This window comes from Limobrevibacterium gyesilva (assembly GCF_025989185.1).
Taxonomy (GTDB): Bacteria; Pseudomonadota; Alphaproteobacteria; order Acetobacterales; family Acetobacteraceae; genus Limobrevibacterium; species Limobrevibacterium gyesilva.
Genome location: NZ_JAPDNT010000024.1, coordinates 35,448 through 56,857 on the forward strand (window position 1 = coordinate 35,448; position 21,410 = coordinate 56,857).

Consider the following 21,410-nt stretch of genomic DNA (forward strand, 5'->3'; position numbering starts at 1 on the left):
GTCCGACCCTCAGAGATAAGAAGCCAGCCGCGGACGATACCAGTCGAGCGACCGCCGGATACCATCCTCCAGCGACACTCCCGGCGCCCAGCCGGTCGCCGCCCGGAAGGCGCTATCGTCGGCGTGATAGCTGCCGATGTCGATGCTGGCCCGGTCGGCCGGGAACTCCCGCGTGGTGAAGGTGGCGTCGGGTCCGGCCACCGCCTGCATCAGCTCGGCGATCTCCAGCAGACTCGCCGGCGGCGACCCGCCGATATTGTAGACCTTGCCATGGCATTCCGGCGTCGCCGCCGCGGCCAGGAACGCCTCGGTCACGTCGTCGACATAGGTCATGTCGCGCAGCTGCGCGCCGCCCCACACCTCGAACGGCTTGCGCTCCAGCACGCAGCGGATCCAGATGCCCAGGAAGGTCTGGCGCGCATCGCGGATGCGCAGGCGCGGGCCGTAGCAGTTGGTCAGCCGCAGGCTCACCACCGGCCGCCCGGCGGTGCGGTGCTCGATCATCCAGTACTGCTCGCCGGCGAACTTGGACACGCCGTTGGCGTCCGGCGGATTCACGGGGTGCGCCTCGTCCACCGGCAGGTGCAGCGGGCGGCCGTAGAACTGCCGGGTGGAGGCGTGCACCACCACCGCGGTCGGCGCCGCCTCCCGCACCGCCTGGATCAGCCGCACCTGCGCCACCGCATTCACGGCGATGTCGGCCAGCGGGTCCTTCTGGCCGCCCATGTGGCTGGTCTGGGCGGCGAGGTTGAAGATCACGTCCACCCCCTCGCAGATCGGCCGCAGATCCACCTCGCGGATATCGGCGCGCACCAGGTCCACATTGGCCCCGTCCAGATTGGCCGGGTTGGCGCCGCCACCGAACAGGAACCCGTCCAGCGCCGTCACCCGCGCGCCGTGCCCGGCCAGCGCATGGCACAGATTCGAGCCAAGGAAACCCGCGCCGCCGGTGACCAGGACCTTCCGGTCTTTCCACTCCATCGCCGTCTCGCTCCTTGCGTCGTGCGGGTACTAGATCGTTGCTCTAGAGTTGCATCGTGGCGGAACTACGCCGCGATTGCGACGAAGCCGGACCGAAACCGCTTTTATTCATGTCCGGCGAGCCTGGGCGGCGCCGTCACGGCAGCGCCGCGATCCCGGTGATCTCCACGCGCCAGCCGGGGTTGGCCAGCTTCGCCTGCACGGTGGCGCGGGCGGGCGGGTTTTCGCGGTCGAACCAGGCATCCCAGGCCCGGTTCATGCCGGCGAAATCCGCCATGTCGGCCAGGAAGATCTGCACCGACAGCAGCCGCGCCTTGTCGGTCCCGGCCTCGGCTAGCAGCGCGTCGATCTGGCGCAGGATGTCGGCCGTCTGCCCCTCGGCATCCAGGCTGGCATCGTCGGCCACCTGACCGGCCAGGTACACAATGGCGCCATGGACGACGGCGCCGGACAGGCGACCCTCGGGCTGCAGGCGGCGGATGGTCATGCGGCGATCTCCTCGGGGCATGGAATCGGTGTCGCCGCAGATTGCCGCCTTACCCTGGACCTGTCACCCGACGTAGTGGGGCCGGTGCAGCCAGCTTCGCGCCAGGCTCTCCCGCGGCCCCGCCGCCAGGCTCGCCAGCCACAGCCCGCCCGCCGTCAGCACGATGGCCGGGCCGGCGGGAATATCGGTATGGAAGGACAGCACGAGGCCGCCATAGGACGCCACCAGCGCCAGCGCCACGGCGGCGCGCACCTGGCCCGGCAGCTCGGCCGCCCAGTGCCGCGCCGCCACCGCCGGCAACATCATCAGCCCCACCGACATCAGCGTGCCCAGCGCGGTAAACCCGCCGACGACGCACAGCACCACCAGCGCCAGGAACGCCAGGTGATACACGCCGCCGCGTCCGCCCACCGCCTGCATGAAGCCGGGATCGAAGCTCTCCAGCACCAGCGGCCGCCAGATCACGGCGAGTCCCAGCACCGCGGCGCTGGCCACCCCGGCCATCAGCAGCAGTGCCGCGTCGTCCACCGCCAGCACGCTGCCGAACAGCAGATGCGTGAGGTCCATCCCGCGCTGCGCCGAGATGATGGCCACGCCCAGCGCCAGCGCGATCAGATAGACGCCGGCAAGCTGGCTGTCCTCCCGCCCGCCGGTGGCGCGCGTCAGCCACCCCGCCAGCAGCGTCACCGCCAGCCCGGCGACGAACCCGCCCAGCCCCATGGCCCACAGCGACAGCCCGGCCGCGGCGGCCCCCAGCGCGATGCCCGGCAGGATGCCGTGCTGCAGCACGTCGCTGGTCAGACTCATGCGCCGCAGCACCAGGAACACCCCCAGCGGCGGCGCCGCGATCGACAACGCGAAGCACCCCGCCAGCGCCCGGCGCATGAAGCCCATGGCGAACGGATCAAACAGGATGGCGGTGATCAAGCGGCGTCCCGGCATAGTTCCGGCCGCTCCGCCCAGGCCTCGGCGACCAGCCGGGCGCGCAGGCGGTTCGCGGCGGACAGCGTGGCTACCGTCGGTCCCCAGGCGATGGGGTCGCGCGCCAGCAGCAGCGTCTCGGGAAACTCCCGCGCCACCAGGTCCAGGTCGTGCAGCACGGCGATGACGCTGCGCCCTTCGCCGTGCCAGCGATGGATCAGCTTCAGCAGGTCGGCGGCGGTGCGTGCATCGACGGCGGTGAACGGCTCGTCCAGCAGCAGCACCGGCGCATCCTGCAGCATCAGCCGCGCGAACAGCACGCGCTGGAACTGCCCGGCCGACAGGCTGCCGGCCAGCCGCCGCTCGAATCCGGCCAGCCCGACGCTGCGCAGCGCAGCGCCGACCCGCTCCGCGGCATCCGCCGGCAGCGCGCGGAACGCTCCCATGCGGCCCCAGGCGCCCATCGCCACCACGTCCCGGCAGGTCACGGGGAAGCCGCGATCCAGCGCACTTGCCTGCGGCAGCAGGCCGATGCGGTCGCAGGACAGGCCGCCGCGGTCGACGCGGCCCTCATGGGCCGTGTGCAATCCGGCGATGGCGCGCAGCAGCGTGGTCTTGCCGGCGCCGTTCGGGCCGACCACCGCGGTCAGGCAACCCGGCGCGAAGCGCCCCGACAAATGGTGCACGGCCGGGTGGCGCTCATGCACGCAGGTCAGATCGGACAGCGTGATCGCGGGCGTCATGCCAGCGCCCACCACGCGACCAGCCAGATCGCGACCGTGAGCGCCGCCGCCAAACCCAGCCGCGCGCCGACGCCGGCACCGAGGGCAAGAGGATCTTCCATAGTTATAGTATAACGTATCCACCCCTTGCGGGTAAACCGCGCCGGCATGGTAGCGTGCGGCGGACATGACCCTTCCCTCCGCCGACCCCGACATCGCAGCCCGTGCCGCCCTCGCCCGCCACCGCGCCATCGCCACCGGCCTGCTGCTGATCATGGCCGCGCTCACCGTAGGCAGCTACTGGCTGCCGCAAGGCACCGCCACCGAAATCCTGCAGGCCGCCGCCAAGGCCGGCTTCGTCGGCGGCATCGCCGACTGGTTCGCCATCACCGCCTTGTTCCGCCACCCGCTCGGCCTGCCCATTCCGCACACCGCCATCATCCCCGCGCAGAAGGCTCGCCTCGGCCGCGCCCTCGGCCGCTTCGTCGCCACCCATGTGTTCACCGAGGCCGAGGTGGCGCGCACGCTGGGCCGGCTCGACCTGACCGGCATCCTGCGCCGCTACCTCGCCGACCCGGCCTCCACCCGCCCGGCCGCCGAGGCGCTCGCCGCCATGCTGCCGCGGCTGCTGGCCACCATCGAGGACGGCCGCGCCCGCCGCGTCGCCGCCCGCATCATCCCCCGCCTGCTCGGCGGCCCCGACGCCGGCCGGGTGGTCGGCCGCGCCCTGCGCCAGCTGGTCGAGGGCGGCCGCCACCAGGAGGTGTTCGGCTTCATCCTCGGCCAGCTCAAGACCCTGCTCGCCGAGCGCGAGGAAGCCATCCAGGCCGCCATCGAGGAGCGGGTGCGCGAACAGGGGGGGCGCCTCGTCGGCTGGGCGCTCGGCGCCTCGATCGCCCGCCGCGTGCTCGGCCTGATCAGCGCCGAGCTCGACAAGATGGAGCCCGACGGCTCCGAGCTGCGCGCCGCTTTCGACGAATGGATGCGCCGCGAGATCGCCCGCATCGAGGACGAGCCGGCCCGCGCCGCCGAGATCGGCGCGGCGCTGCGCCGCGTGCTGGCGCACGAGACGGTGCGCGCCTGGTTCTGGGACGTGTGGTCGCGCCTGCGCCTGGCCATGGAGGCCGATGCCGGCCGCCCGAACGGCCGCACCGTGGCTTTCCTGGAAGGGGCGCTGGCCAATCTCGGCGTCTTGCTGGAAAGCGATCCCACCGCCCGCGCCCGCGTGCAGCATGCCGTCGAAGGAATCGCCAGCAGCCTGCTGCCCGCCGCCCAGGCGCAGATGTCCGACTTCATCGCCGACGTCGTGACCGGCTGGGACACCGCGACCATCACCGACAAGCTCGAACTGCGCATCGGCAAGGACCTGCAATACGTGCGCATCAACGGCACGCTGGTCGGTTTCCTCGTCGGCGGCCTTGTCTACGCCGTGCTGCGCGCGACATTCGGTCACGTCAGTTTCTGAAGGAATGCCCGCGATGCACCTGTCCGTGCTCGACCAGTCCACCGTGGTGACCGGCCGCGCGCCCGACACCTCCATCCGCGAGAGCCTGGCGCTGGCGAAGCATGCGGAGGCGCTGGGCTACCACCGCTACTGGGTGGCCGAGCACCACAACTCCGACAGCATCGCCGGCAGCGCCCCGGAGATCCTGATCAGCGCCATCGCCGCCACCACCCAGCGCATCCGCGTCGGCAGCGCCGGCGTGATGCTGCCGCACTATTCCAGCCTGAAAGTGGCCGAGCAGTTCCGCGTGTTGGAGGCGATCGCCCCCGGTCGCATCGACCTGGGCCTGGGCCGCGCCCCGGGCTCGGACGGGCTGACCGCGCACGCGCTCAACCCCAACGCCGCCGTCGCCGCCGACCATTTCCCCGCCCAGATCCGCGACCTGCTGGCCTGGCTCGCCGGCGAGCGGCTGGTGGAAAAGCACCCGTTCCGCGACATCCGCGCCCAGCCCCAGGGGGCCACGGTGCCGGAGGTCTGGATCCTCGGCAGCTCCGACTACGGCGCCCAGGTGGCCGCCCATTTCGGCCTGCCCTACTGCTTCGCGCATTTCATCACCGACGGTCAGGGCGCGGCCGAGGCGATCGAGCTCTACCGCACCACCTACCGCCCCAGCGCCCGCCACCCCGAGCCCTACGCCGCCGTCTGCGTCTGGGCCCTGGCGGCCGACACCCAGGACGAAGCGGCGCGCCTGTTCAGCAGCCGCGGCCTTGCCCGGCTGTGGCGCGACCGCGGCGTGTTCGCGCCGCTGCCCTCGCCCGAGGAAGCGGCGAGCTTTGACTACACTGATAGCGACCTGGCGCGGCTGGAGCGTATCCGCGCCCGCGCCATCCACGGCACGCCGGATGTGGTGGCGGCCCGGCTGCGGGCGCTGTCGGAGGCGTTGGGAGTGCAGGAGGCTGCGGTGCTGACCACCGTGCACGACCCGGCGGCGCGGCGGCGCAGCTACGCGCTGCTGGCCGCAGAATTTGGCCTAGCCGCGAAAGATGTTGCGCTCGCCGCCCAATGACGAGCGCCGGGCGCGCCAGACCCGCCAGCGGAAAGCGCCCCAGGCGATCAGTGCCGCGCCGGCGGCGATCGGGATCAGCATCAGCGCGAACCACAGCGCCAGGGCGGCCAGCGCCAGGCCGGCGGCAACCACGGCGATGATCAGCGCCGCACGGAACACCCGCGTGGCCAGACTCGCCGGCGGCGGATCGAGGAACTCGCCCTCCGGCGTCATGTTCAGATCGCGGTCGTCGCCCGGCCGCCGAATGATGATCCTCATGCGCGCAACGTGGCCCGGTCCTCGCGGCGCTTCAAGCCTCGCCGCCGTTACGGATCATCCATTCGCGGGCTGAGGCCCAGGCCCGACCACCAGCACCGTCCCGTCCACGCCGACGACCCGCAGCACGGCCCCCGTCTCCGGCACCGGCGCCCCGGCCGCCAGCCGCGCCGTCCAGTCGCTGTCGCCCACGCGCACGCGCCCTTCCCGCCCCTGGAACGACAGCGCTCGCGCCGAGCGCCCCACCAGCCCCGATTCCGCCGTGTTCAGCCGGCTCGTCCGGGTGGCGCGGCGCAGCCGCAGCGCCACGCCGATGGACGCCGCCGCAAACGCCGCGAACACCGCCACCTGCCAGCCGAAGCCCGGCGCCACCAACAGCATGACGCCGCCGGTGCCAAGGGCCGCGAGCCCGAGCCACATCATGTACACGCCCGGCGCCACCACCTCGATCACCAGCAGCGCCAGCCCGGCGGCGAGCCACGCCAGGGCAGGATGCGCCGCTATCATGCGGAGGTGGCGGGCACGGAACCGGCTGGCGGCGAGGCCGGCGGACGCACCACCCCCGTTGGCGCCCGCAACAGCTCCATCGCCTGCGTGATGCCGCCGGCAATGGCCGTGGCCTCCATCGGCACCACCACCAGGCGGCTGTTCGGCGAACTCGCCATCGCATTGAACGCCTGCACGTAGCGGTCGGCGATGAAATAGCGCAGCGCGGACTCGCCGCCCTCCCGCGCCGCATCGGCCACCATGCGCGTCGCCGCCGCCTCGGCCCGGGCCAGCCGCTCGCGCGCCTGGGCGTCGCGCTCCGCCGCCTGCTGGCGGCCCTCGGCGGCCAGCACCTGGCTCTGCTTCTGCCCTTCGGCGCGCATGATCGCGGCCTCGCGCTCGCCGTCCGCCTTGGCCACCGTGGCGCGGCGCTCGCGTTCCGCCGTCATCTGCAGGTTCATGGCGCGGATCAGGTTCTCCGGCGGCTCGATCTTGCGAATCTCGACGCGGCTGACCTTTACGCCCCAGGGCTCGGTGGCGCCGTCCAGGATGGTCAGCAGCTGGGTGTTGATGCGCTCGCGCGACGACAGCGCGGCATCCAGTTCCAGCTCGCCCACCACCGCGCGGATATTGGTCATCGCCAGCGTGCTCAGCGCCTGGTCGAGCCGCGCCACCTGATAGGCGGCCTTCTCGGCTTCCATGACGCGGAAATAGATCACCCCGTCCACCGTCACCGTCGCGTTGTCGCCGGTGATCACGCTCTGCTCGGGAATGTCGAGCACCTGCTCCTGCACGTTCAGCTTCTGTCCGACCCGGTCGATATAGGGGATGATGAAGTTCAGCCCGGGCTGCAGCTTGCGGATGAAGGCGCCGAAGCGCTCGACCGTCCAGATCTGGCCTTGCGGCACCGTCTTGGCGCCCGAGAACACCGTGACCACCACCAGCACCAGCAGCAATATCCAGATCAGAACGAACGAACCGTTCATGAAGCCCCCCTTGTCGGCCGGCCCATTGGCGGCACGTCCCCGACGCTTCTAGCATGCGATCGTGATCGGGAGGAACGATGCGATGGTGACAGGAGCAGCAACGCCGCTGCCGGTGGACCTGACCGGCCTGCGGGTGGCTATCACGGCCGGCGCCAACGGCATCGGCCGCGTCATGGCCGACAGCTTCGCCGCCTGCGGCGCCGGCGTCTTCATCTCCGATATCGACACCGCGGCGCTGAAGGAAAGCGGCCACCCCGGCATGCTCGCCGACGCCGGCGACCTCGGGGCCATCGAGTCGTTCATGGACGCGGCGCTGGCGCACCATGGCGGGCTCGACGTGCTGGTGAACAACGCCGGCATCGCCGGCCCCACCAAAAGGGTCGAGGACATCACCCCGGAGGAGCTGGACGCCACCCTGCGCATCGATCTCTCGGCGATGTTCCACACCGCCCGCCGCGCGGTGCCGGCGCTGCGCCAGTCCGGCGGCGGCAGCATCATCAACCTCAGCTCGGCCGCCGGGCGCTTCGGCTTTCCGCTGCGCAGCCCCTATGCGGCCGCGAAATGGGGCGTGGTGGGCTTCACCAAGACGCTGGCGATCGAGCTCGGCCCCGACGGCATCCGCGTCAACGCCATCCTGCCCGGCCTGGTGGACGGCCCGCGCATCCGCGCGGTGATCCGCGCCAAGGCGCAGGCGGCCGGCGTCAGCGACAACGAGCAGACCGAGCGCATGGTGGCGAACACCAGCCTGCGCTGCTTCGTCACCCAGCAGGACATCGCCAACATGGCGCTGTACCTGTGCAGCCCGTTCGGCGCCACCATCAGCGGCCAGGCGCTGGCCGTGGACGGGGACATGCAGGTGCTGATCTAGCCCGGCTCGCAGACGCATCCTTAACGTTGCGACGTCATTCTCAACGGCGTCCGGCTCCCGTCGTGCCGTTCACACGAATGGGTGAGCGGCCCGCGCGTCCCCTGAGGATTCAGCCATGCGCCGCGCCTGCCTGCTGATCGCGCTTGCGATGACCGCCGGATTGGCCGCCCCCGCCAGGGCCAGCCCGTCGGTGGCCGTGTATGGCGGCACGGACGGCGTGGGCACCATCTTCATCGCCACGAGACTGCAGGAAACCGGCAGCTTCGGCGCCGTCACCATCCTTGACGGCAGCGAAAGCGCGGCGGCGCTCGGTTCGTACGACAGCATCCTGTTCTATACGAATATCGGCGGCGACAGCGGCTTCGCCGACAAGATGGCCGGCTATGTGGCTGGTGGCGGGCATCTGGTGGCCTCCACCTTCCTCTGGCTCGCCGATTCCCATGGCGGCAGCGACGGCCTGGGCCTGCTGGCGCCGTACCTGCCGTTCACCGGCTATCGCGGCAACTCGACCGGTCTCACCCTGGGCGCCTACGACGCGCAAAGCCCGCTGATGGCCGGGGTCGACACCCTGTACAGCGTGTACCACGACGACACCACGCTGGCCCCCGACGCCACGCTGGTCGCGTCCTGGAGCAACGGCATGCCGCTGGAGGCCGTCAGCGCCGACGGCGTGGTCGGCATCACCCTGTTTCCAAACGATTCCTACGGCTACATCTCCGGCGACTATGTCCGCCTGTTCAGCAATGCGCTGCTGACCCCGACGCCACGCAGCTTTGCGGCCAGGGTCGCCGTATCCGAACCGGCCTCGCTGGCCGTGCTCGGCGCCGGCCTGATCGGCCTCGGCTGGGTGCGCCGCCGCGCCTGACGCAACGCCCCCCTGCATCGGCCGGGGAATCCGGTGCAGGATGGCGCATGCTCCGCCTCGGCCGCATCCTCCTGGCCTGCGTCGCCGCCGTGATCGCGCGGCCGGCGGGGGCACAGCCGCCGCCGCCCATCGCGCTGCCGGGCATCGGGCCGCACGACATGCGCGTGATGGTGGACGCGCGGGCACCTCCCTGGACCGCCCTGGCACGGCTGCAGATCGCCGGGGCGGCGCGCTGCACCGCCGTGCTGATCGGCCCGCGCACGGCGCTGACCGCGGCCCATTGCCTGTATGCCGCCCGCTTGCGCGGCTTCATGCCGCCCCCGTCGGTGCACATCCTGGCCGGCTATGCCCGCGGGACCTTCGCGCGGCACACGACCGTGACGTCGTACCGGATCGCGGCCGGCTACGATCCGACCCGGCACGATGCCACGCGCGGCGCGGATGTCGCCGTCCTGACCCTGGCCGACGCGATCGTGCCGTCGGCCGCGGCCCTGCAACTGACCGCCACGCCGGCGCGCGCCGGCGTGGCCATCATGCTGGGCGGCTACAGCCAGGACCGCGCCGAGGTCATCCTGGCCGATCCGCATTGCCGCATCACCGGCGCCGCCATCGACACGGGGGGCCACGCCTTGCTGCGGCATAGCTGCGCCGCCACAAGGGGCACCAGCGGCGCCCCCCTGCTCGGGCGAACGGCGGACGGAAGCTGGCGGATCGAGGGCATCCAGGTCGCCGCCCGGGTGGCGCAGGAGGGCGGCGCGGCCGTTCCGGTCGCGACGATCCGGGCGTTGCTTGGCGGCAGCTGACGCAGCTTCGTCCGGCCCGGCGTCAAGGACCGGCCAGCACCACCTTGGCGCGCAGGTCCCGCCGGATGTCCGCCAGCGCCGCCGCAGCCTCGCGGCGCAGTTCGCCCGTACACAATGGCTGGTCGATGGTCGTGACCAGCTCGCGCCGCACGCGGACCACCTGGCCCTCGGCGGTCCAGCGCGCCGTATAGGTGAAGAACGGCGTCTCGATCCGCCGGTCCTTCGGCAGCCGCTGCGGCACGCGGCCCTCGGGAACTTCCAGGGACAGATCCTCGCTCTGGCGGCCGGAATAGCAGGGCGTGGCCTCCGTCTCCGGCAGCGTCGGGCGGTTCAGCGGGCCCAGCAGGTAGTCGCCGGGGCGCACCAGAAGCTGCAGCCCCAACGGCGGGGCGAAACTGTCGCCGTCCAGGATTTCCGGCTGCGGGTCCAGCTTGAACTGGCCGGTGACGAAGAAGGACTGCCCGAAGCTGTCCGGCGGCGGGAAGACGAACACCCCCGTGCCCTGCTGCCCCAGCGCCACCAGCTGCCGCCGTGCCGCCGGTTCATGCCCCGCGGTCTGCACCCAGCGCGCGGTCAGCCGCAGCGCGATCGCCGCCGGGCCGGTCGCCTCGGTGACGGTCGTGCCCATGATGGCGCCGTCGAGCTGCATGTGTGCCTCGGTGCGCGTGCTGATCGTCGCCGCGCCCGGGGCCAGTACCGGCAGCCGCCGCACCGCCTCGCCGTCCACGCCCACCATCACCGCGGGCTTGCCGTATTCCTGGAACGGCAATGTGCCGAATGCGGCGACGCCCGACGTCGTGTCCGCGAACAGGTCGAACTCCGGCAGGTAGCTGATGGCGTGGTTCAACTGCGCCATCGTCGGCGGGCCGCTCAACGTATAGGCGTTGTCCAGGTTCACCAGCACGGTGCGGGCCTCGATGCCCTTCGCCTTCAGCAGCGCCTCGAACAGGACGGTGTGGTCCTTGCAGTCGCCATAGCCGTTGGCCAGCACCGACTCGGCCTCGTGCGGCTCCACCCCGCCGGCGCCGAGATAGAGTGCGACATAGCGGATGCGCGCGCTGACCCATTCGTAGATGGCGCGGGCCTGGCCGCGGCGGTCCGCGATGCCCGCCGTGATCTCGTCGGCGCGGGCCTGGATGCGCGGCGTCACCGCCACTTTCGGGTCGGCCAGTCTGGCGTAGGCTGCGGCCATCGCGGCGTAGTCGGGGAAGCTGGACACGTACATCCGCGGCAGCCGGTCCCACGCCGAGACCACCGCCAGGTCCTCCGCCACCACGTCGGTCGCGCGATAGCGCCAAGCGTAGCGCACCATGCCGTCCTGCTCGGTGCGGGCGAAATCGACGCCGAAATTCTCGACCTGCAGCGGATAGGAAGCGGGTGCCACGATGGTGATCGCCACCTCCTCCCACGCGACCGCCCGGTTGAAGTTGATGTTCCAGAAGAACTGCCCGGGGAACAGCGGCTTGTCAGTCTCCTCGCGATAGCCGATCACCTCGCGGTCGCCGGCGGCGAGGTCGGGGAAGACCGCGATCTTCTGCTGCATGTCGCGGAAGATCGGCACGTTCGGCACCCCCGGCGCCTGCTGCGTGCGGACCTGGGAGAGATCGACGGGCACCCGCGTGCCGTCGCGCTTCTGCGTGTAGGCCTCGAGAATGTCGAGGCGTTGCAGCGACGGGTTGAAGCCGATGGCGTACTGCCCGATCTGCGCGGCCGCGGCCATGCTGGACGGGCTCTGCTCACGGTACTCGGTGATGGTGGAGGTGCCGTCCGGCCGCACCGTCATGTCGATGATGAGCTTGTGCACGACGATCGACGGCTGCACCGCCCAGGCGGGGCGTACCGCGGCCACGAGGCACAGCAGCAGCAGGGCCGCGAGGACGCGGGTCGCCCGGATGGGCATGCGGTGTCTCCGTACGGTCAGGGCGCCGGCAGTCTGGCAGCCGCCACTGCGCGGAACAACCGGACACGGCTGGGCGCGGCATCAGCCGCCCAGCGCCGCCTCCACCGTGCGCACCGCCTGCAGGGGCAGGGCCGCGCGCCCCACCACCTGACCGCCGACGCAGGCGAGCCAGCCCGCCCCTTCCGGCGGGCTCGGCCGCAACTCGATGATACGGGCCTCATCGTCGCGGGCAACGGCGCGATAGCTGCGCCAGCCCCACCGCACCGGCCCCAGAATGCGAACGACGCGGGCGATGGGTTCGCCCGCGTCGTCTATGCCGATCCACTCAAGGGTCCGGGGCTCCCCGGACCCTTCATCAATCCGTCCGCGCATCCAGTGCAAGCGCGGATTGTGCATTCAGCCTCCCGCCATCACGCGGACATCCCCATCAGGCGCTCTTGGCCATGATTTCGTCCGCGATGTTGCGCGGCACCGGATCGTAGTGGTGGAACTGCATGGTGAAGCTGGCGCGCCCCTTGGTCATGCTCCGCAGGTCGGAGATGTAGCCGAACATCTCCTTCAGCGGAACGTGAGCGCGCACCATCACGGTGGAGCCGCTGCTCTCCTGGTTCTGGATCATGCCGCGGCGGCGATTGAGGTCGCCCACCACGTCGCCCACATGGTCGTTCGGGGTGGTCACCTCGACGTCCATGATCGGCTCCAGGATGATCGGGCCGGCCTTCTTCATGCCTTCGCGGAAGCAGGCCTTGGCGGCGATTTCGAAGGCCAGCGCCGACGAGTCGACGTCGTGGTACTTGCCGTCGATCAGCGTGTACTTGAAGTCCACCGTCGGGAAGCCGGCCAGCACGCCGGTGTCGGCCTGCATCTTGATGCCCTTCTCGACCGCCGGGATGTATTCCCGCGGAACCGAGCCGCCGACGACCTTGTTCTCGAACAGGATGCCCGCATTGCGCTCCTGCGGCTCGAAGACGATCTTCACCTCGGCGAACTGGCCCGAGCCGCCGGTCTGCTTCTTGTGGGTGTAGGTTTCGGTGTGCGCCTTGCTGATGGTCTCGCGATAGGCCACCTGCGGCGCGCCGATATTCGCCTCCACGCCGTATTCGCGCCGCAGACGGTCGATGATGATCTCCAGGTGCAGCTCGCCCATGCCGGACAGGATGGTCTGGCCGGTTTCCTGGTCGGTCTTCAGGCGCAGGCTGGGGTCCTCGCCCGCCAGCTTCTGCAGGCCGATCGTCATCTTCTCCACCGAGTCCTTGGTCTTCGGCTCCACGGAGATGTCGATCACGGGCACCGGGAAGGCCATGCGCTCCAGCACCACGGGGTCCTCGGGGCTGGCCAGCGTGTCGCCGGTGCCGGTGTCCTTCAGGCCCACGAAGGCGGCGATGTCGCCGGCATGCACTTCCTTGATTTCCGCACGCTTGTCGGCGTGCATCTGGAACATGCGGCCGACCCGCTCCTTGTGCTCCTTGGTCGTGTTCAGCACCGTGTCGCCGCTCTTCAGCGTGCCGGCGTAGACGCGCACGAAGGTCAGCGTGCCGTACTTGTCGTTGATGATCTTGAAGGCCAGGCCGGCGAACGGCGCGTTCGGGTCGGCCTTGATCCGGCGGCGGTCGCTGTGCTCGCCGTCCTCCTCGCCTTCCTCGGCGGCGACCGAAATGCCGGGCACGTCGACCGGGCTGGGCAGGTAGTCCAGCACGGCGTCCAGCAACGGCTGCACGCCCTTGTTCTTGAACGCGGTGCCGCACAGCACCGGGCGGAATGCGCCGCTGATCGTGCCGGCCTTGATGCAGCGCTTCAGGGTCGCGACCTCGACGTCGCCCTTGTCGAAATATTCCTCCATCGCCGCGTCGTCCATCGACAGGGCGGTGTCCAGCAGCAGCTGGCGGTATTCCTGCACCTTCTCTTCCAGCTCGGCCGGAATCGGCTCGTCACGGAACTTGGCGCCCAGCTCGCCGCCTTCCCACACGATCGCCTTCATCTCCACCAGGTCGACCACGCCGATGAACTGGTCTTCCGCGCCGATCGGCAGCTGCAGCGGCAGCGCCACGATGTCCAGCTTCTCCTTCAGCGTGTCGAACGCGCGGTAGAAGTCGGCCCCGGTGCGGTCCAGCTTGTTGATGAAGATGATGCGCGGCACGTTGTAGCGGTCGGCCAGGCGCCAGTTCGTCTCGGACTGCGGCTGCACGCCGGCCACGCCCTCGATGATGAACACGGCGCCGTCGAGCACGCGCAGGCTGCGGTTCACCTCGATGTTGAAGTCGATATGTCCCGGGGTGTCGATGATGTTGATGCGGTGGGCCTTCCACTCGCAGGTCACCGCGGCCGAGGTGATCGTGATGCCGCGCTCACGCTCCTGGTCCATGTAGTCGGTCGTGGTGTTGCCGTCATGCGTCTCGCCAAGCTTGTGCGAAACGCCCGTGTAATACAGGATGCGTTCGGTCGTGGTGGTCTTGCCCGCGTCGATATGGGCGGTGATCCCGATGTTGCGGATCTTCTCAAGCGGCGTTCCGGACACGATGGCCTCCATTTGCCCATTGGGCATAGCACAACGGGCGCGGCGAGGCCCCTGCCTTGCACGCCCGAGACGCCCCGGCCCGACGAGCCGGTTTCAAACTGCGCGTCAAATGCCCCTAAGGCCGCCGTTTTGCAAGTGCGTTTCACGATAGCTTTCGCGACGATGCTGCATAACGCATCACGCCGGCCAACGCGAAACGGGGGCGTCCCCGCACTGGCCCGGCATCATGACGAATTCATCACGCGCGCTCAACACAACTCCTTGCTATCGTGCGGTTATGGACACGCACACGGCACATGCCCTCATCCGCTTCGGACTGGGGCGGCGGGGGGCGGAAGACCCTCCCCACGACCCCCAGGCCTGGCTCGCCGGGCAGCTCGACGGCCCCGACCCGGCTCTCGCCGTCCCCTGCCACACCGGCACCGAAGGCCTGGAAGCGATCCGCACCTTCCGGCAGACCCCGCTCCCCGAGCGCAAGCCCGAAACCAACCCCATGCGCGCCATCTTCCGCGCCGACACGGCCGCGACCATGGACGGCATCGTGGCTTCGCAGGCGCCGTTCCGCGAACGGCTGGCCTGGTTCTGGGCCAACCATTTCACCGTCAGCCTGCACGCCGGCGAATGCGCCGCCCTGGTCCACGCCTTCCTGCGCGAGGCGATCCGTCCCCACGTCACCGGCCGTTTCGCCGACATGCTGCTGGCGGTGATGCGCCACCCGGCGATGCTGCTCTACCTCGACAACGCCCAGTCGACCGGCCCGAACAGCCCGCTGGGCCTGAAGCAGCGCCGCGGCCTGAACGAGAACCTGGCGCGCGAATGCCTGGAGCTGCACACCCTCAGCCCGGCCGCCGGCTATACCCAGGCCGACGTGACCGAGTTCGCCAAGGTCATCACCGGCTGGTCCATCGTGCTGCAGCGCAATCCGCCCGGCTTCATCTTCCGCACCGAAAGCCACGAGCCCGGCGCGAAGACGGTCATGGGCCGCACCTATCCCCCGGGCGAGCAGGGCGGCATCCAGGCCCTGGCCTGGCTCGCCGACCACCCCGCCACGCATCGCCACCTCGCCGCCAAGCTGGTCCGCCACTTCGTCGCCGACGACCCGCCGCCGGCCCTGGTGCGGCGGATCGAGGGCGTGCTGCGCGACACCCATGGCGACCTGAAGGCGGCATCGCTGGAACTCATCCGCCTGCCCGAGGCGTGGCAGCCGCTGGCCAAGCTGCGCAGCCCGGCCGACTATGTCGTCGCCGTGATGCGCGCCCTCGACCTGCCCGACGGCAACCGCCCGGCCGCCCAGAACGTCATGGCCACGCTCGGCCAGCCGCTGTTCAACGCCCCGCTGCCCAATGGCTGGCCGGACACCGCCGCCGACTGGTCCGGCCCCGAGGCGATCCTGCGTCGCGTCGACTGGACCTATGCCGTCTCCGCCCGCGCTGGCCGTCTGGACCCAGGCGCGATCGCCCGCGACAGCCTCGGACCGCTGCTGCCGGACGCCACGCTCGCGCAGATCGGCCGTGCCGGCTCGAAACGCGAGGCGTTCACGCTGTTGCTGGCTTCCCCCGAATTCCAGAGACGCTGAACATGAAACTCACCCGTCGCTCCGCCCTGCTCGGGCTTGCCAGCGCCGTCAGCCTCGGCCGCGCCTCGCTGGCGCTGGCCGAGGCCCCCACCGACCGCCGCTTCGTGGTGGTGATCCTGCGCGGCGCGCTGGACGGCATGGCCGCCGTGGTGCCGTACGGCGACCCCGCGCTCGCCGGGCTGCGCGGCGAGCTGCTGCCGCCACAGCCCGGCGAGCCCAACGGCCTGCTCGACCTCGGCGGATTCTTCGGGTTGCACCCGGCGCTGGGCGGCCTGCACGCGCTCTACCAGGAGAACCAGCTGCTGCCGGTGCACGCCGTCGCCGGCCCGTATCGCAGCCGCAGCCATTTCGATGCCCAGGATTACATGGAATCGGGCGCCAGCCATCGCCTGACCAGCGGCTGGCTGAACCGTGTCGCCGGCCAGCTCTCCGGCCGCGCCGCCGGCGACCTAGCCCTGGCCGTCGGCGGCACGGTACCGGTGCTGCTGCGCGGCCCCACCCGCGTGGGCAACTGGGTGCCGCCGACTACCGTGCATCCCGAACCCGACCTGTATGCCCGCCTCGCCGCCCTGCACGCGCACGACCCCGTCACCGGGCCGGCCATCGCCGACGGCCTGAGGGAACGCGGCTTCAGCGCCGCCGTGCTCGCCGGCGTGGAGCAGCCACCCAACCGTTTCGCCTTCTCCGCCCTGGCTGGCGCCGCCGGGCACCTGCTGGCGGCGCCCGACGGCCCGCGGCTGGCGGCGCTGGAGATCGGCGGCTGGGACACGCATTCCAGTCAGCCCGGCCGCCTGAACGGGCCGCTTGGCCAGCTCGACGCGGGCCTGGTGGCGCTGCGGGAGGCGCTCGGCGAGGTCTGGGCCAGGACCACGGTGCTGGCCATGACCGAATTCGGACGCACCGTGCGCGTCAACGGCACGCGCGGCACCGATCACGGCACCGGCACGGTCGCCTTCGTCCTGGGCGGCGCCGTCGCCGGCGGCCGGGTTCAGGCGGACTGGCCCGGCCTCAAACCCGACCGCCTGTTCGAGAACCGGGACCTGCAGCCGACCGCGGACCTGCGCGCCGTGGCCAAGGGCCTGCTCGCCCAGCACCTGGGCCTGGACGCCGCCGCCCTGGCGAAGGTGTTCCCGGACAGCCAGGCGGCCGGCACGATGCGCGGCCTGCTGCGGACCTGAGCGGCCGCGCCGGTATCAGACGCTGCTGCCGAGGTCCTCGGCGAGCAGCTTGTGCAGATCCGCCGACATCTTGAGCTCTTTCATCAGCTTGTCCTGCTCGGGCAGCATGCGCTTGCGGATATCCGCGATTTCGGCGGCCTCGGGGGCGACCATCTGCAGGCCATGCGCCTTCAGCTCCTCATACGCCTTGTCCTGGGATGCCGCCATGTTCGCGCGATAGGCGGCAATGTTCTCCCGCCACAGATCCACCACCAGCTTCTGCAGGTCCGCCGGCAGCGATGTGTAGAAGCTGTCGCTGATCATCGGCACATAGGCGTTCACGTTCTGGTGGTCCTGCAGCGAGTATTTCAGCCCGGCTTCCCACAGCTTGGAGCTGAAGCAGCTTTCGTTGGTCGAGATCAGGCCGTCGAACGTCCCCTGCGACAGCGCCAGCGGCACGTCGGGCCAGGCCGTGGTGTTCGGGTTGCCGTCGAAGAAGCGCGTGCGCCAGGCGAGCGCGGCGCCGCCGGCATTGCGGATCTTCATGCCCTTGAGGTCGGCGAAGCTCTTGAGCGGGCGGCCGGCGGAGTACCAATGCTCCATCCCCAGCTCCAGCCACGGCCCCAGCACATGCACCCGCAGCTTGGCCTTGCTCTGGGCGTTGATGAACGCGCCGGTCTTCCCGTCCAGCGCCTTGCGCACGACTTCCAGCGGCTGGCCATACAGCATGGGCAGATTGACCACGTCGTTGTCGGGAATGAACCCGGTCATCACCCAGGTGCCCGGGCAGGCCATCTCCACCTGACCCTGCACCAGTGCCTTGGCCACGTTGGCGTCCTTGAACAGGGCGCCGGCGCTGAACAGCTCGGTCTTGATCCGCCCGCCTGAGCCGGCTTCCAGCTTCTTCAGGTAATCGCCCATCGACACGTTGCGCATGTGCGTGGGCGCCGTGTCCAGCGAGCAGCGCAACCGGATCGGTTCGGCGGCGGCCGCGCGCCGCGGCAACGCGCCGCCGGCCGCGACGGCCGCGGCAGCAATGGCGAGGCGGCGGCGGGTGATGTTCTTCTGCATTCTGGTTCCCCCCTGTTGAGCCGGCAGTCGTTTTCTGAGCCGACAAAAGTTTTCAAGAGGTTACCATACATCTCGAAACAGGCAAACGCCGCCCCGGTCCGCCTTCATGCCGGCGGTCGTGACGAACGACCGCCGGCATGACTTCACGGTGCTGGCGGCCGCCTCAGAGCTGCGCCGTCCAGGCCTGAACGACGAGGCTGGAGACCGCGACCACCGCCCAGGTGCCCAAGCCCAGCAGCAGCGGCCCGAAGCCGGCGCCGGCGAAGGCGCGCCAATGCGCCTGCAGCCCGACCGCCGCCAACGCCACCACCAGCACGAAGCGCGCCAGCAGCTGCAGCGTGGGCGCCGCCGGGCCCACCAGCCCGAGCGTGTTCGCGAGCGAAGCGAGGACGAACAGGCCGATGAACCACGGGATCACCTTGCCGATGCGCCCCAGCAGGTTCGTCTTTTCGGCCCGGTGTTCCGGGTCCAGCCAGGGCATCAGCAGGCCGAAGCCCAGCACCAGCGGAATGATCAGCGTGGTCCGCGTCAGCTTCACGATGGTGGCGTACGCCCCGGCCTCCGGGCTGTACGCGAACGCCGCCGCGACCACCGCCGAGGTGTCGTTCACCGCCGTGCCGGACCACAGGCCGAACCCGGTGTCGGACAGATGCAGCATGTGCCCGAACCACGGGAAGATGATCACGGCCAGCATGTTGAAGAAGAAGATGACGGAGATGGAATAGGCGATCTCCTCGGTCTTGGCGCGCAGCACCGGCGCCAGGGCGGCGATCGCCGAGGCGCCGCAGATCGTCGTGCCCATGCCGATCAGGCAGCGCATGCGCCAGTCCACGCCCAGCGAGCGCCCGACCAGTAGCGGGAACGCCAGGCCCAGCGTCAGGGTCAGCGCCAGCAGCGGCAGCGAATTGGCCCCCGTGTGCGCGACGTCGCCCAGATTCAGCGTCGCCCCCAGTATGACGATGCCGGCGCGCAGCGCGAAGCCGCTGACCTCCTTGATCCGCAGGCGTCCGGCGACCGGAGCGTGGCCGACCAGGTTGGTGATGGCGACGCCGATGACGATGGCGATGATGGGGGCGCCGATCACCGGCAGCAGCCGCCCGGCTGCCTCCGCCACCAGGGCGATCACAACGCACACCGCAACGCCCGCAATCAGCGGCCGGTTCGACGTGGAGGCGGCCCGAACCGGCGCCGCCCGCGCCGGCGCGGGGGGATGCGCAGTCTCGTTCATGAAGATCCTTGTTCGAAGTTGTCCGACGGGGTCAGCCAGTCGCCGGGGCTATCGGCGGGCAGCAATTCTGCACTGCCGTCTCCGCCCGCGCCACCCAGTCGCCGCCCGCCCGCGCGAACAGCGGGGTGGCGAAGGCGGCGGCCACCGGAACCGAGTCGGGCCAGCCGGCCTGCCAGCGGTTGCCTTGCGCCATGGCCACGCACAGCGCCACCGGCTCCACCCCAGCGGCGCGCAGCAGCGCCAGCCCGGCCAGCGACGACGAGCCGGTGCTGATCACGTCGTCCACCAGCAGCACCCGCCGCCCCTGCAGCCGCGGCAGCAGGCGCGGGTCCAGCCACATCCGCCGCCCGGCCATGGGCGAGGTGATGCTCACCAGCGGCACCGACAGCGCCGCGTCGTACCACAGCTTGCGCGACGTGCCCGGCGCCACCCAGTTGGCATGCCCCAATGCCCGCGCCACCGTTGCGCCATAGACATGCCCCAGCGTCGGCAGGCCCACTACCACCTCGGGCGCGAAACGCCGCGCCTGTCCGGCCATCCAGTGGCTGATCCGGTCGAGCACCGGGAAGCTCGCCTGGTTGGCGATCATGCCGGCCACCGCCGCGTCACCCAGGTCGCGCAGCGGCAGGCGCAGCCTCGTGCCGTCCGGCATCGTGGCATCGAAAAAGCCGCTCCAGACCGCGGGAGCGGGGCGGTCCGAAGGTGGAAGGAAGTCCTGCCAGTACTGCATGCGCCGAATCGTTGCACGCACCCGCGCGCGCGGCAAGGAAGCCGCGCACGCAACGACGCGGGCATGTAAAGACTCCGCGAGATGTATTATAGCCATGACAACCAAACGAGGAGGGGAACCATCATGACCGACAAGACTCGTCCGGACGCTGCGCGCCTGTCACGCCGCGCGGCCCTGGCCACCGGGGCCGCCACGCTGGCGCTGCCGCTCGTCGCCCGCGCCCAGGCGCCCGTCGTGAAGGTCGGCCTGATCCACCCCGTCACCGGCGCGCTCGCCGGGGCCGGCCAGCGCTGCCGCATGGGCGGCCAGATGGCCATCACCGACATCAATGCCGCCGGCGGCATCAAGGCGATGGGGGGCGCGAAGCTCGAAGCCCTGCTGGGCGACGCCCAGGGCCGGCCGGAGATCGCCGCCAGCCTGGTGGACCAGATGGCCGAGGCCGGCGCCTCCGGCTTCACCGGCTGCTTCGCCTCCGCCCTCGGTCTCGCCGCCACCCAGGCGGCGGCCAAGTACAACATCCCCTTCTCGATCGACAGCGGCATCGCCGACGCGCTGACGACTCGCGGGCTGAAGAACGTGTTCCGCTTCTTCCCCAACAACACCACCGCCACCACCGACGCCATGGCCGCACTCGACCAGATCAACCGCAAGGCCGGCTCGCCGGCCAAGACCGCCGTCATCGTGCACGAGGACAGTGAATTCGGCACCAACTCGGCGAAGCTGCAGGCCGCCGCCCTGCCCAAGATCGGCATCGAGGTGAAGGCGCTGATCCCGCACGCGACCCCCACGCGCGATTTCACCAACATCGTGCTGCGCATCAAGTCGGAGAAGCCCGACCTGGTGGTCATCACGAACTACGAGAACGAATACGTGCTGCTGGCGCGCACCCTGGTGCAGCAGCGCGTCGACCTCGTTTCGACCTTCTCGATCTCCGGCGGCGGCTTCAGCCTGAAATTCGCCAAGGAGGCGCCGGCGGTCGCCGAGAACATGATCGACTTCAACCACTGGTACAATCCGAAGGACCCACGTGCGCTGGCGTTCCGCAAGCGGATCGAGGACAGCGGCCAGATCTTTTCCTGGGAGTACCCGTTCGGCTACTTCGCCGTGCGCCTGCTGGCCGATGCGTGGGAGCGTGCCGGCAGCGCCGACAAGGACAAGACCATCGCGGCCCTGGCCGCCTCCACCTTCTCCGACCATTTCATGCCGTATGGCCCGACGAAGTTCACCGATGGCCAGAACGCGGGCAGCCATCCGGTGGCGCTGCAGATCCAGAAGGGCGACATCAAGGTGATCTGGCCGGAGGCGTTCGCCGACGCCCCGGCGGTGTTCCCGCGCCCGAAGGCGTAGCC

General features: G+C 70.5%; 21 protein-coding genes. 8 read left to right on the top strand and 13 right to left on the bottom strand.

Translation table 11 applies throughout. The features are described 5' to 3' along the window. Positions 1-9: 9 nt before the first annotated feature. The 4 genes from OL599_RS19705 to OL599_RS19720 all read right to left on the bottom strand — a co-directional run bounded on the left by OL599_RS19705 (position 10) and on the right by OL599_RS19720 (position 3,132). On the bottom strand, positions 10-981 hold the full coding sequence (locus tag OL599_RS19705) for an NAD-dependent epimerase/dehydratase family protein (RefSeq protein WP_264715624.1): 972 nt from the start codon (positions 979-981) through the stop codon (positions 10-12). Positions 982-1,117: 136 nt separating this feature from the next. Further along, a complete protein-coding gene (locus tag OL599_RS19710) occupies positions 1,118-1,468 on the bottom strand; it encodes a RidA family protein (RefSeq protein WP_264715625.1) in 351 nt (116 codons plus the stop codon). A gap of 63 nt (positions 1,469-1,531) precedes the next feature. Next, positions 1,532-2,362: a metal ABC transporter permease gene (locus tag OL599_RS19715; RefSeq protein ID WP_347403219.1), complete on the bottom strand. Its 831-nt coding sequence runs from the start codon at positions 2,360-2,362 to the stop codon at positions 1,532-1,534. A gap of 29 nt (positions 2,363-2,391) precedes the next feature. Then, positions 2,392-3,132: a metal ABC transporter ATP-binding protein gene (locus OL599_RS19720; RefSeq protein WP_264715626.1), complete on the bottom strand. Its 741-nt coding sequence runs from the start codon at positions 3,130-3,132 to the stop codon at positions 2,392-2,394. A 166-nt stretch (positions 3,133-3,298) separates the two neighbouring features. On the opposite strand from OL599_RS19720, the gene OL599_RS19725 reads away from it, so the two are divergent. Both OL599_RS19725 and OL599_RS19730 read left to right on the top strand, forming a co-directional pair. Further along, positions 3,299-4,576, top strand: a complete 1,278-nt coding sequence (locus tag OL599_RS19725; protein ID WP_264715627.1) for a DUF445 domain-containing protein — start codon at positions 3,299-3,301, stop codon at positions 4,574-4,576. Between the two features lie 13 nt (positions 4,577-4,589). Beyond that, on the top strand, positions 4,590-5,621 hold the full coding sequence (locus OL599_RS19730) for an LLM class flavin-dependent oxidoreductase (RefSeq protein WP_264715628.1): 1,032 nt from the start codon (positions 4,590-4,592) through the stop codon (positions 5,619-5,621). On the opposite strand, the gene OL599_RS19735 is transcribed toward OL599_RS19730, so the two are convergent. The 3 genes from OL599_RS19735 to OL599_RS19745 are packed head-to-tail and all read right to left on the bottom strand — an operon-like array spanning position 5,586 to position 7,348. Beyond that, complete coding sequence (locus OL599_RS19735; protein WP_264715629.1) at positions 5,586-5,879, bottom strand: hypothetical protein; 294 nt, start codon at positions 5,877-5,879, stop codon at positions 5,586-5,588. The two genes, OL599_RS19730 and OL599_RS19735, sit on opposite strands and share 36 nt — an antisense overlap. A 54-nt stretch (positions 5,880-5,933) precedes the next feature. Continuing rightward, on the bottom strand, positions 5,934-6,383 hold the full coding sequence (locus OL599_RS19740; RefSeq protein WP_264715630.1) for an NfeD family protein: 450 nt from the start codon (positions 6,381-6,383) through the stop codon (positions 5,934-5,936). After that, positions 6,380-7,348 (bottom strand): SPFH domain-containing protein, encoded by a 969-nt coding sequence (locus OL599_RS19745; RefSeq protein ID WP_264715631.1) that lies wholly within the window; start codon positions 7,346-7,348, stop codon positions 6,380-6,382. Before OL599_RS19745 ends, OL599_RS19740 begins: the two co-directional genes overlap by 4 nt. A gap of 82 nt (positions 7,349-7,430) precedes the next feature. Between OL599_RS19745 and OL599_RS19750 the strand changes: the two genes are divergently transcribed. From OL599_RS19750 to OL599_RS19760, 3 genes are all read left to right on the top strand, one after another. Beyond that, entirely contained in the window at positions 7,431-8,216 is a 786-nt protein-coding gene (locus OL599_RS19750; protein WP_264715632.1) for an SDR family oxidoreductase, read from the top strand. Between the two features lie 115 nt (positions 8,217-8,331). Further along, a complete protein-coding gene (locus OL599_RS19755; protein WP_264715634.1) occupies positions 8,332-9,081 on the top strand; it encodes a PEP-CTERM sorting domain-containing protein in 750 nt (249 codons plus the stop codon). A gap of 47 nt (positions 9,082-9,128) precedes the next feature. Next, positions 9,129-9,884, top strand: a complete 756-nt coding sequence (locus OL599_RS19760; protein WP_264715635.1) for a trypsin-like serine peptidase — start codon at positions 9,129-9,131, stop codon at positions 9,882-9,884. 22 nt (positions 9,885-9,906) lie between these two features. Here the strand turns inward: OL599_RS19760 and OL599_RS19765 are convergent, their stop codons facing one another. From OL599_RS19765 to fusA, 3 genes are all read right to left on the bottom strand, one after another. Further along, positions 9,907-11,784, bottom strand: a complete 1,878-nt coding sequence (locus OL599_RS19765) for a DUF3857 domain-containing transglutaminase family protein (protein ID WP_264715636.1) — start codon at positions 11,782-11,784, stop codon at positions 9,907-9,909. An 81-nt stretch (positions 11,785-11,865) separates the two neighbouring features. After that, positions 11,866-12,180, bottom strand: coding sequence for a hypothetical protein (locus OL599_RS19770; protein WP_264715637.1), 315 nt, complete (start codon positions 12,178-12,180; stop codon positions 11,866-11,868). Positions 12,181-12,211: 31 nt separating this feature from the next. After that, the gene (gene fusA, locus OL599_RS19775; protein ID WP_264715639.1) at positions 12,212-14,299 is read right to left on the bottom strand and encodes an elongation factor G; all 2,088 of its coding nucleotides are present in this window, start codon (positions 14,297-14,299) and stop codon (positions 12,212-12,214) included. Positions 14,300-14,576: 277 nt separating this feature from the next. Between fusA and OL599_RS19780 the strand changes: the two genes are divergently transcribed. Next, on the top strand, positions 14,577-15,875 hold the full coding sequence (locus tag OL599_RS19780) for a DUF1800 domain-containing protein (protein WP_264715640.1): 1,299 nt from the start codon (positions 14,577-14,579) through the stop codon (positions 15,873-15,875). Positions 15,876-15,877: 2 nt separating this feature from the next. Further along, positions 15,878-17,053, top strand: coding sequence for a DUF1501 domain-containing protein (locus tag OL599_RS19785; RefSeq protein WP_264715641.1), 1,176 nt, complete (start codon positions 15,878-15,880; stop codon positions 17,051-17,053). Between the two features lie 15 nt (positions 17,054-17,068). Here the strand turns inward: OL599_RS19785 and dctP are convergent, their stop codons facing one another. The 3 genes from dctP to OL599_RS19800 form a co-directional block, all read right to left on the bottom strand. After that, the gene (gene dctP / locus OL599_RS19790; protein WP_264715642.1) at positions 17,069-18,103 is read right to left on the bottom strand and encodes a TRAP transporter substrate-binding protein DctP; all 1,035 of its coding nucleotides are present in this window, start codon (positions 18,101-18,103) and stop codon (positions 17,069-17,071) included. Positions 18,104-18,266: 163 nt separating this feature from the next. Next, positions 18,267-19,331: a YeiH family protein gene (locus OL599_RS19795; protein WP_264715643.1), complete on the bottom strand. Its 1,065-nt coding sequence runs from the start codon at positions 19,329-19,331 to the stop codon at positions 18,267-18,269. Between the two features lie 31 nt (positions 19,332-19,362). Next, positions 19,363-20,061 carry a phosphoribosyltransferase gene (locus tag OL599_RS19800; protein WP_264715644.1) on the bottom strand — a complete coding sequence of 233 codons (699 nt, stop codon included), beginning with the start codon at positions 20,059-20,061 and terminating at the stop codon, positions 19,363-19,365. A 123-nt stretch (positions 20,062-20,184) separates the two neighbouring features. Between OL599_RS19800 and OL599_RS19805 the strand changes: the two genes are divergently transcribed. Continuing rightward, complete coding sequence (locus OL599_RS19805) at positions 20,185-21,408, top strand: ABC transporter substrate-binding protein (protein WP_264715645.1); 1,224 nt, start codon at positions 20,185-20,187, stop codon at positions 21,406-21,408. Positions 21,409-21,410 lie beyond the last annotated feature (2 nt).

Excerpts from the sequence above, each read along its gene's own strand:
- OL599_RS19730 (WP_264715628.1), top strand. The coding sequence starts at position 4,590 with ATGCACCTGTCCGTGCTCGACCAGTCCACCGTGGTGACCGGCCGCGCG.
- OL599_RS19785 (WP_264715641.1), top strand. The coding sequence starts at position 15,878 with ATGAAACTCACCCGTCGCTCCGCCCTGCTCGGGCTTGCCAGCGCCGTC.
- OL599_RS19795 (WP_264715643.1), bottom strand. The coding sequence starts at position 19,331 with ATGAACGAGACTGCGCATCCCCCCGCGCCGGCGCGGGCGGCGCCGGTT.
- OL599_RS19760 (WP_264715635.1), top strand. The coding sequence starts at position 9,129 with ATGCTCCGCCTCGGCCGCATCCTCCTGGCCTGCGTCGCCGCCGTGATC.
- OL599_RS19720 (WP_264715626.1), bottom strand. The coding sequence starts at position 3,132 with ATGACGCCCGCGATCACGCTGTCCGATCTGACCTGCGTGCATGAGCGC.
- OL599_RS19735 (WP_264715629.1), bottom strand. The coding sequence starts at position 5,879 with ATGAGGATCATCATTCGGCGGCCGGGCGACGACCGCGATCTGAACATG.
- OL599_RS19705 (WP_264715624.1), bottom strand. The coding sequence starts at position 981 with ATGGAGTGGAAAGACCGGAAGGTCCTGGTCACCGGCGGCGCGGGTTTC.
- OL599_RS19780 (WP_264715640.1), top strand. The coding sequence starts at position 14,577 with ATGGACACGCACACGGCACATGCCCTCATCCGCTTCGGACTGGGGCGG.
- dctP (WP_264715642.1), bottom strand. The coding sequence starts at position 18,103 with ATGCAGAAGAACATCACCCGCCGCCGCCTCGCCATTGCTGCCGCGGCC.
- OL599_RS19765 (WP_264715636.1), bottom strand. The coding sequence starts at position 11,784 with ATGCCCATCCGGGCGACCCGCGTCCTCGCGGCCCTGCTGCTGCTGTGC.
- OL599_RS19755 (WP_264715634.1), top strand. The coding sequence starts at position 8,332 with ATGCGCCGCGCCTGCCTGCTGATCGCGCTTGCGATGACCGCCGGATTG.
- OL599_RS19725 (WP_264715627.1), top strand. The coding sequence starts at position 3,299 with ATGACCCTTCCCTCCGCCGACCCCGACATCGCAGCCCGTGCCGCCCTC.
- OL599_RS19740 (WP_264715630.1), bottom strand. The coding sequence starts at position 6,383 with ATGATAGCGGCGCATCCTGCCCTGGCGTGGCTCGCCGCCGGGCTGGCG.
- OL599_RS19750 (WP_264715632.1), top strand. The coding sequence starts at position 7,431 with ATGGTGACAGGAGCAGCAACGCCGCTGCCGGTGGACCTGACCGGCCTG.
- OL599_RS19745 (WP_264715631.1), bottom strand. The coding sequence starts at position 7,348 with ATGAACGGTTCGTTCGTTCTGATCTGGATATTGCTGCTGGTGCTGGTG.
- OL599_RS19770 (WP_264715637.1), bottom strand. The coding sequence starts at position 12,180 with ATGCACAATCCGCGCTTGCACTGGATGCGCGGACGGATTGATGAAGGG.
- OL599_RS19710 (WP_264715625.1), bottom strand. The coding sequence starts at position 1,468 with ATGACCATCCGCCGCCTGCAGCCCGAGGGTCGCCTGTCCGGCGCCGTC.
- OL599_RS19800 (WP_264715644.1), bottom strand. The coding sequence starts at position 20,061 with ATGCAGTACTGGCAGGACTTCCTTCCACCTTCGGACCGCCCCGCTCCC.
- OL599_RS19715 (WP_347403219.1), bottom strand. The coding sequence starts at position 2,362 with ATGGGCTTCATGCGCCGGGCGCTGGCGGGGTGCTTCGCGTTGTCGATC.
- OL599_RS19805 (WP_264715645.1), top strand. The coding sequence starts at position 20,185 with ATGACCGACAAGACTCGTCCGGACGCTGCGCGCCTGTCACGCCGCGCG.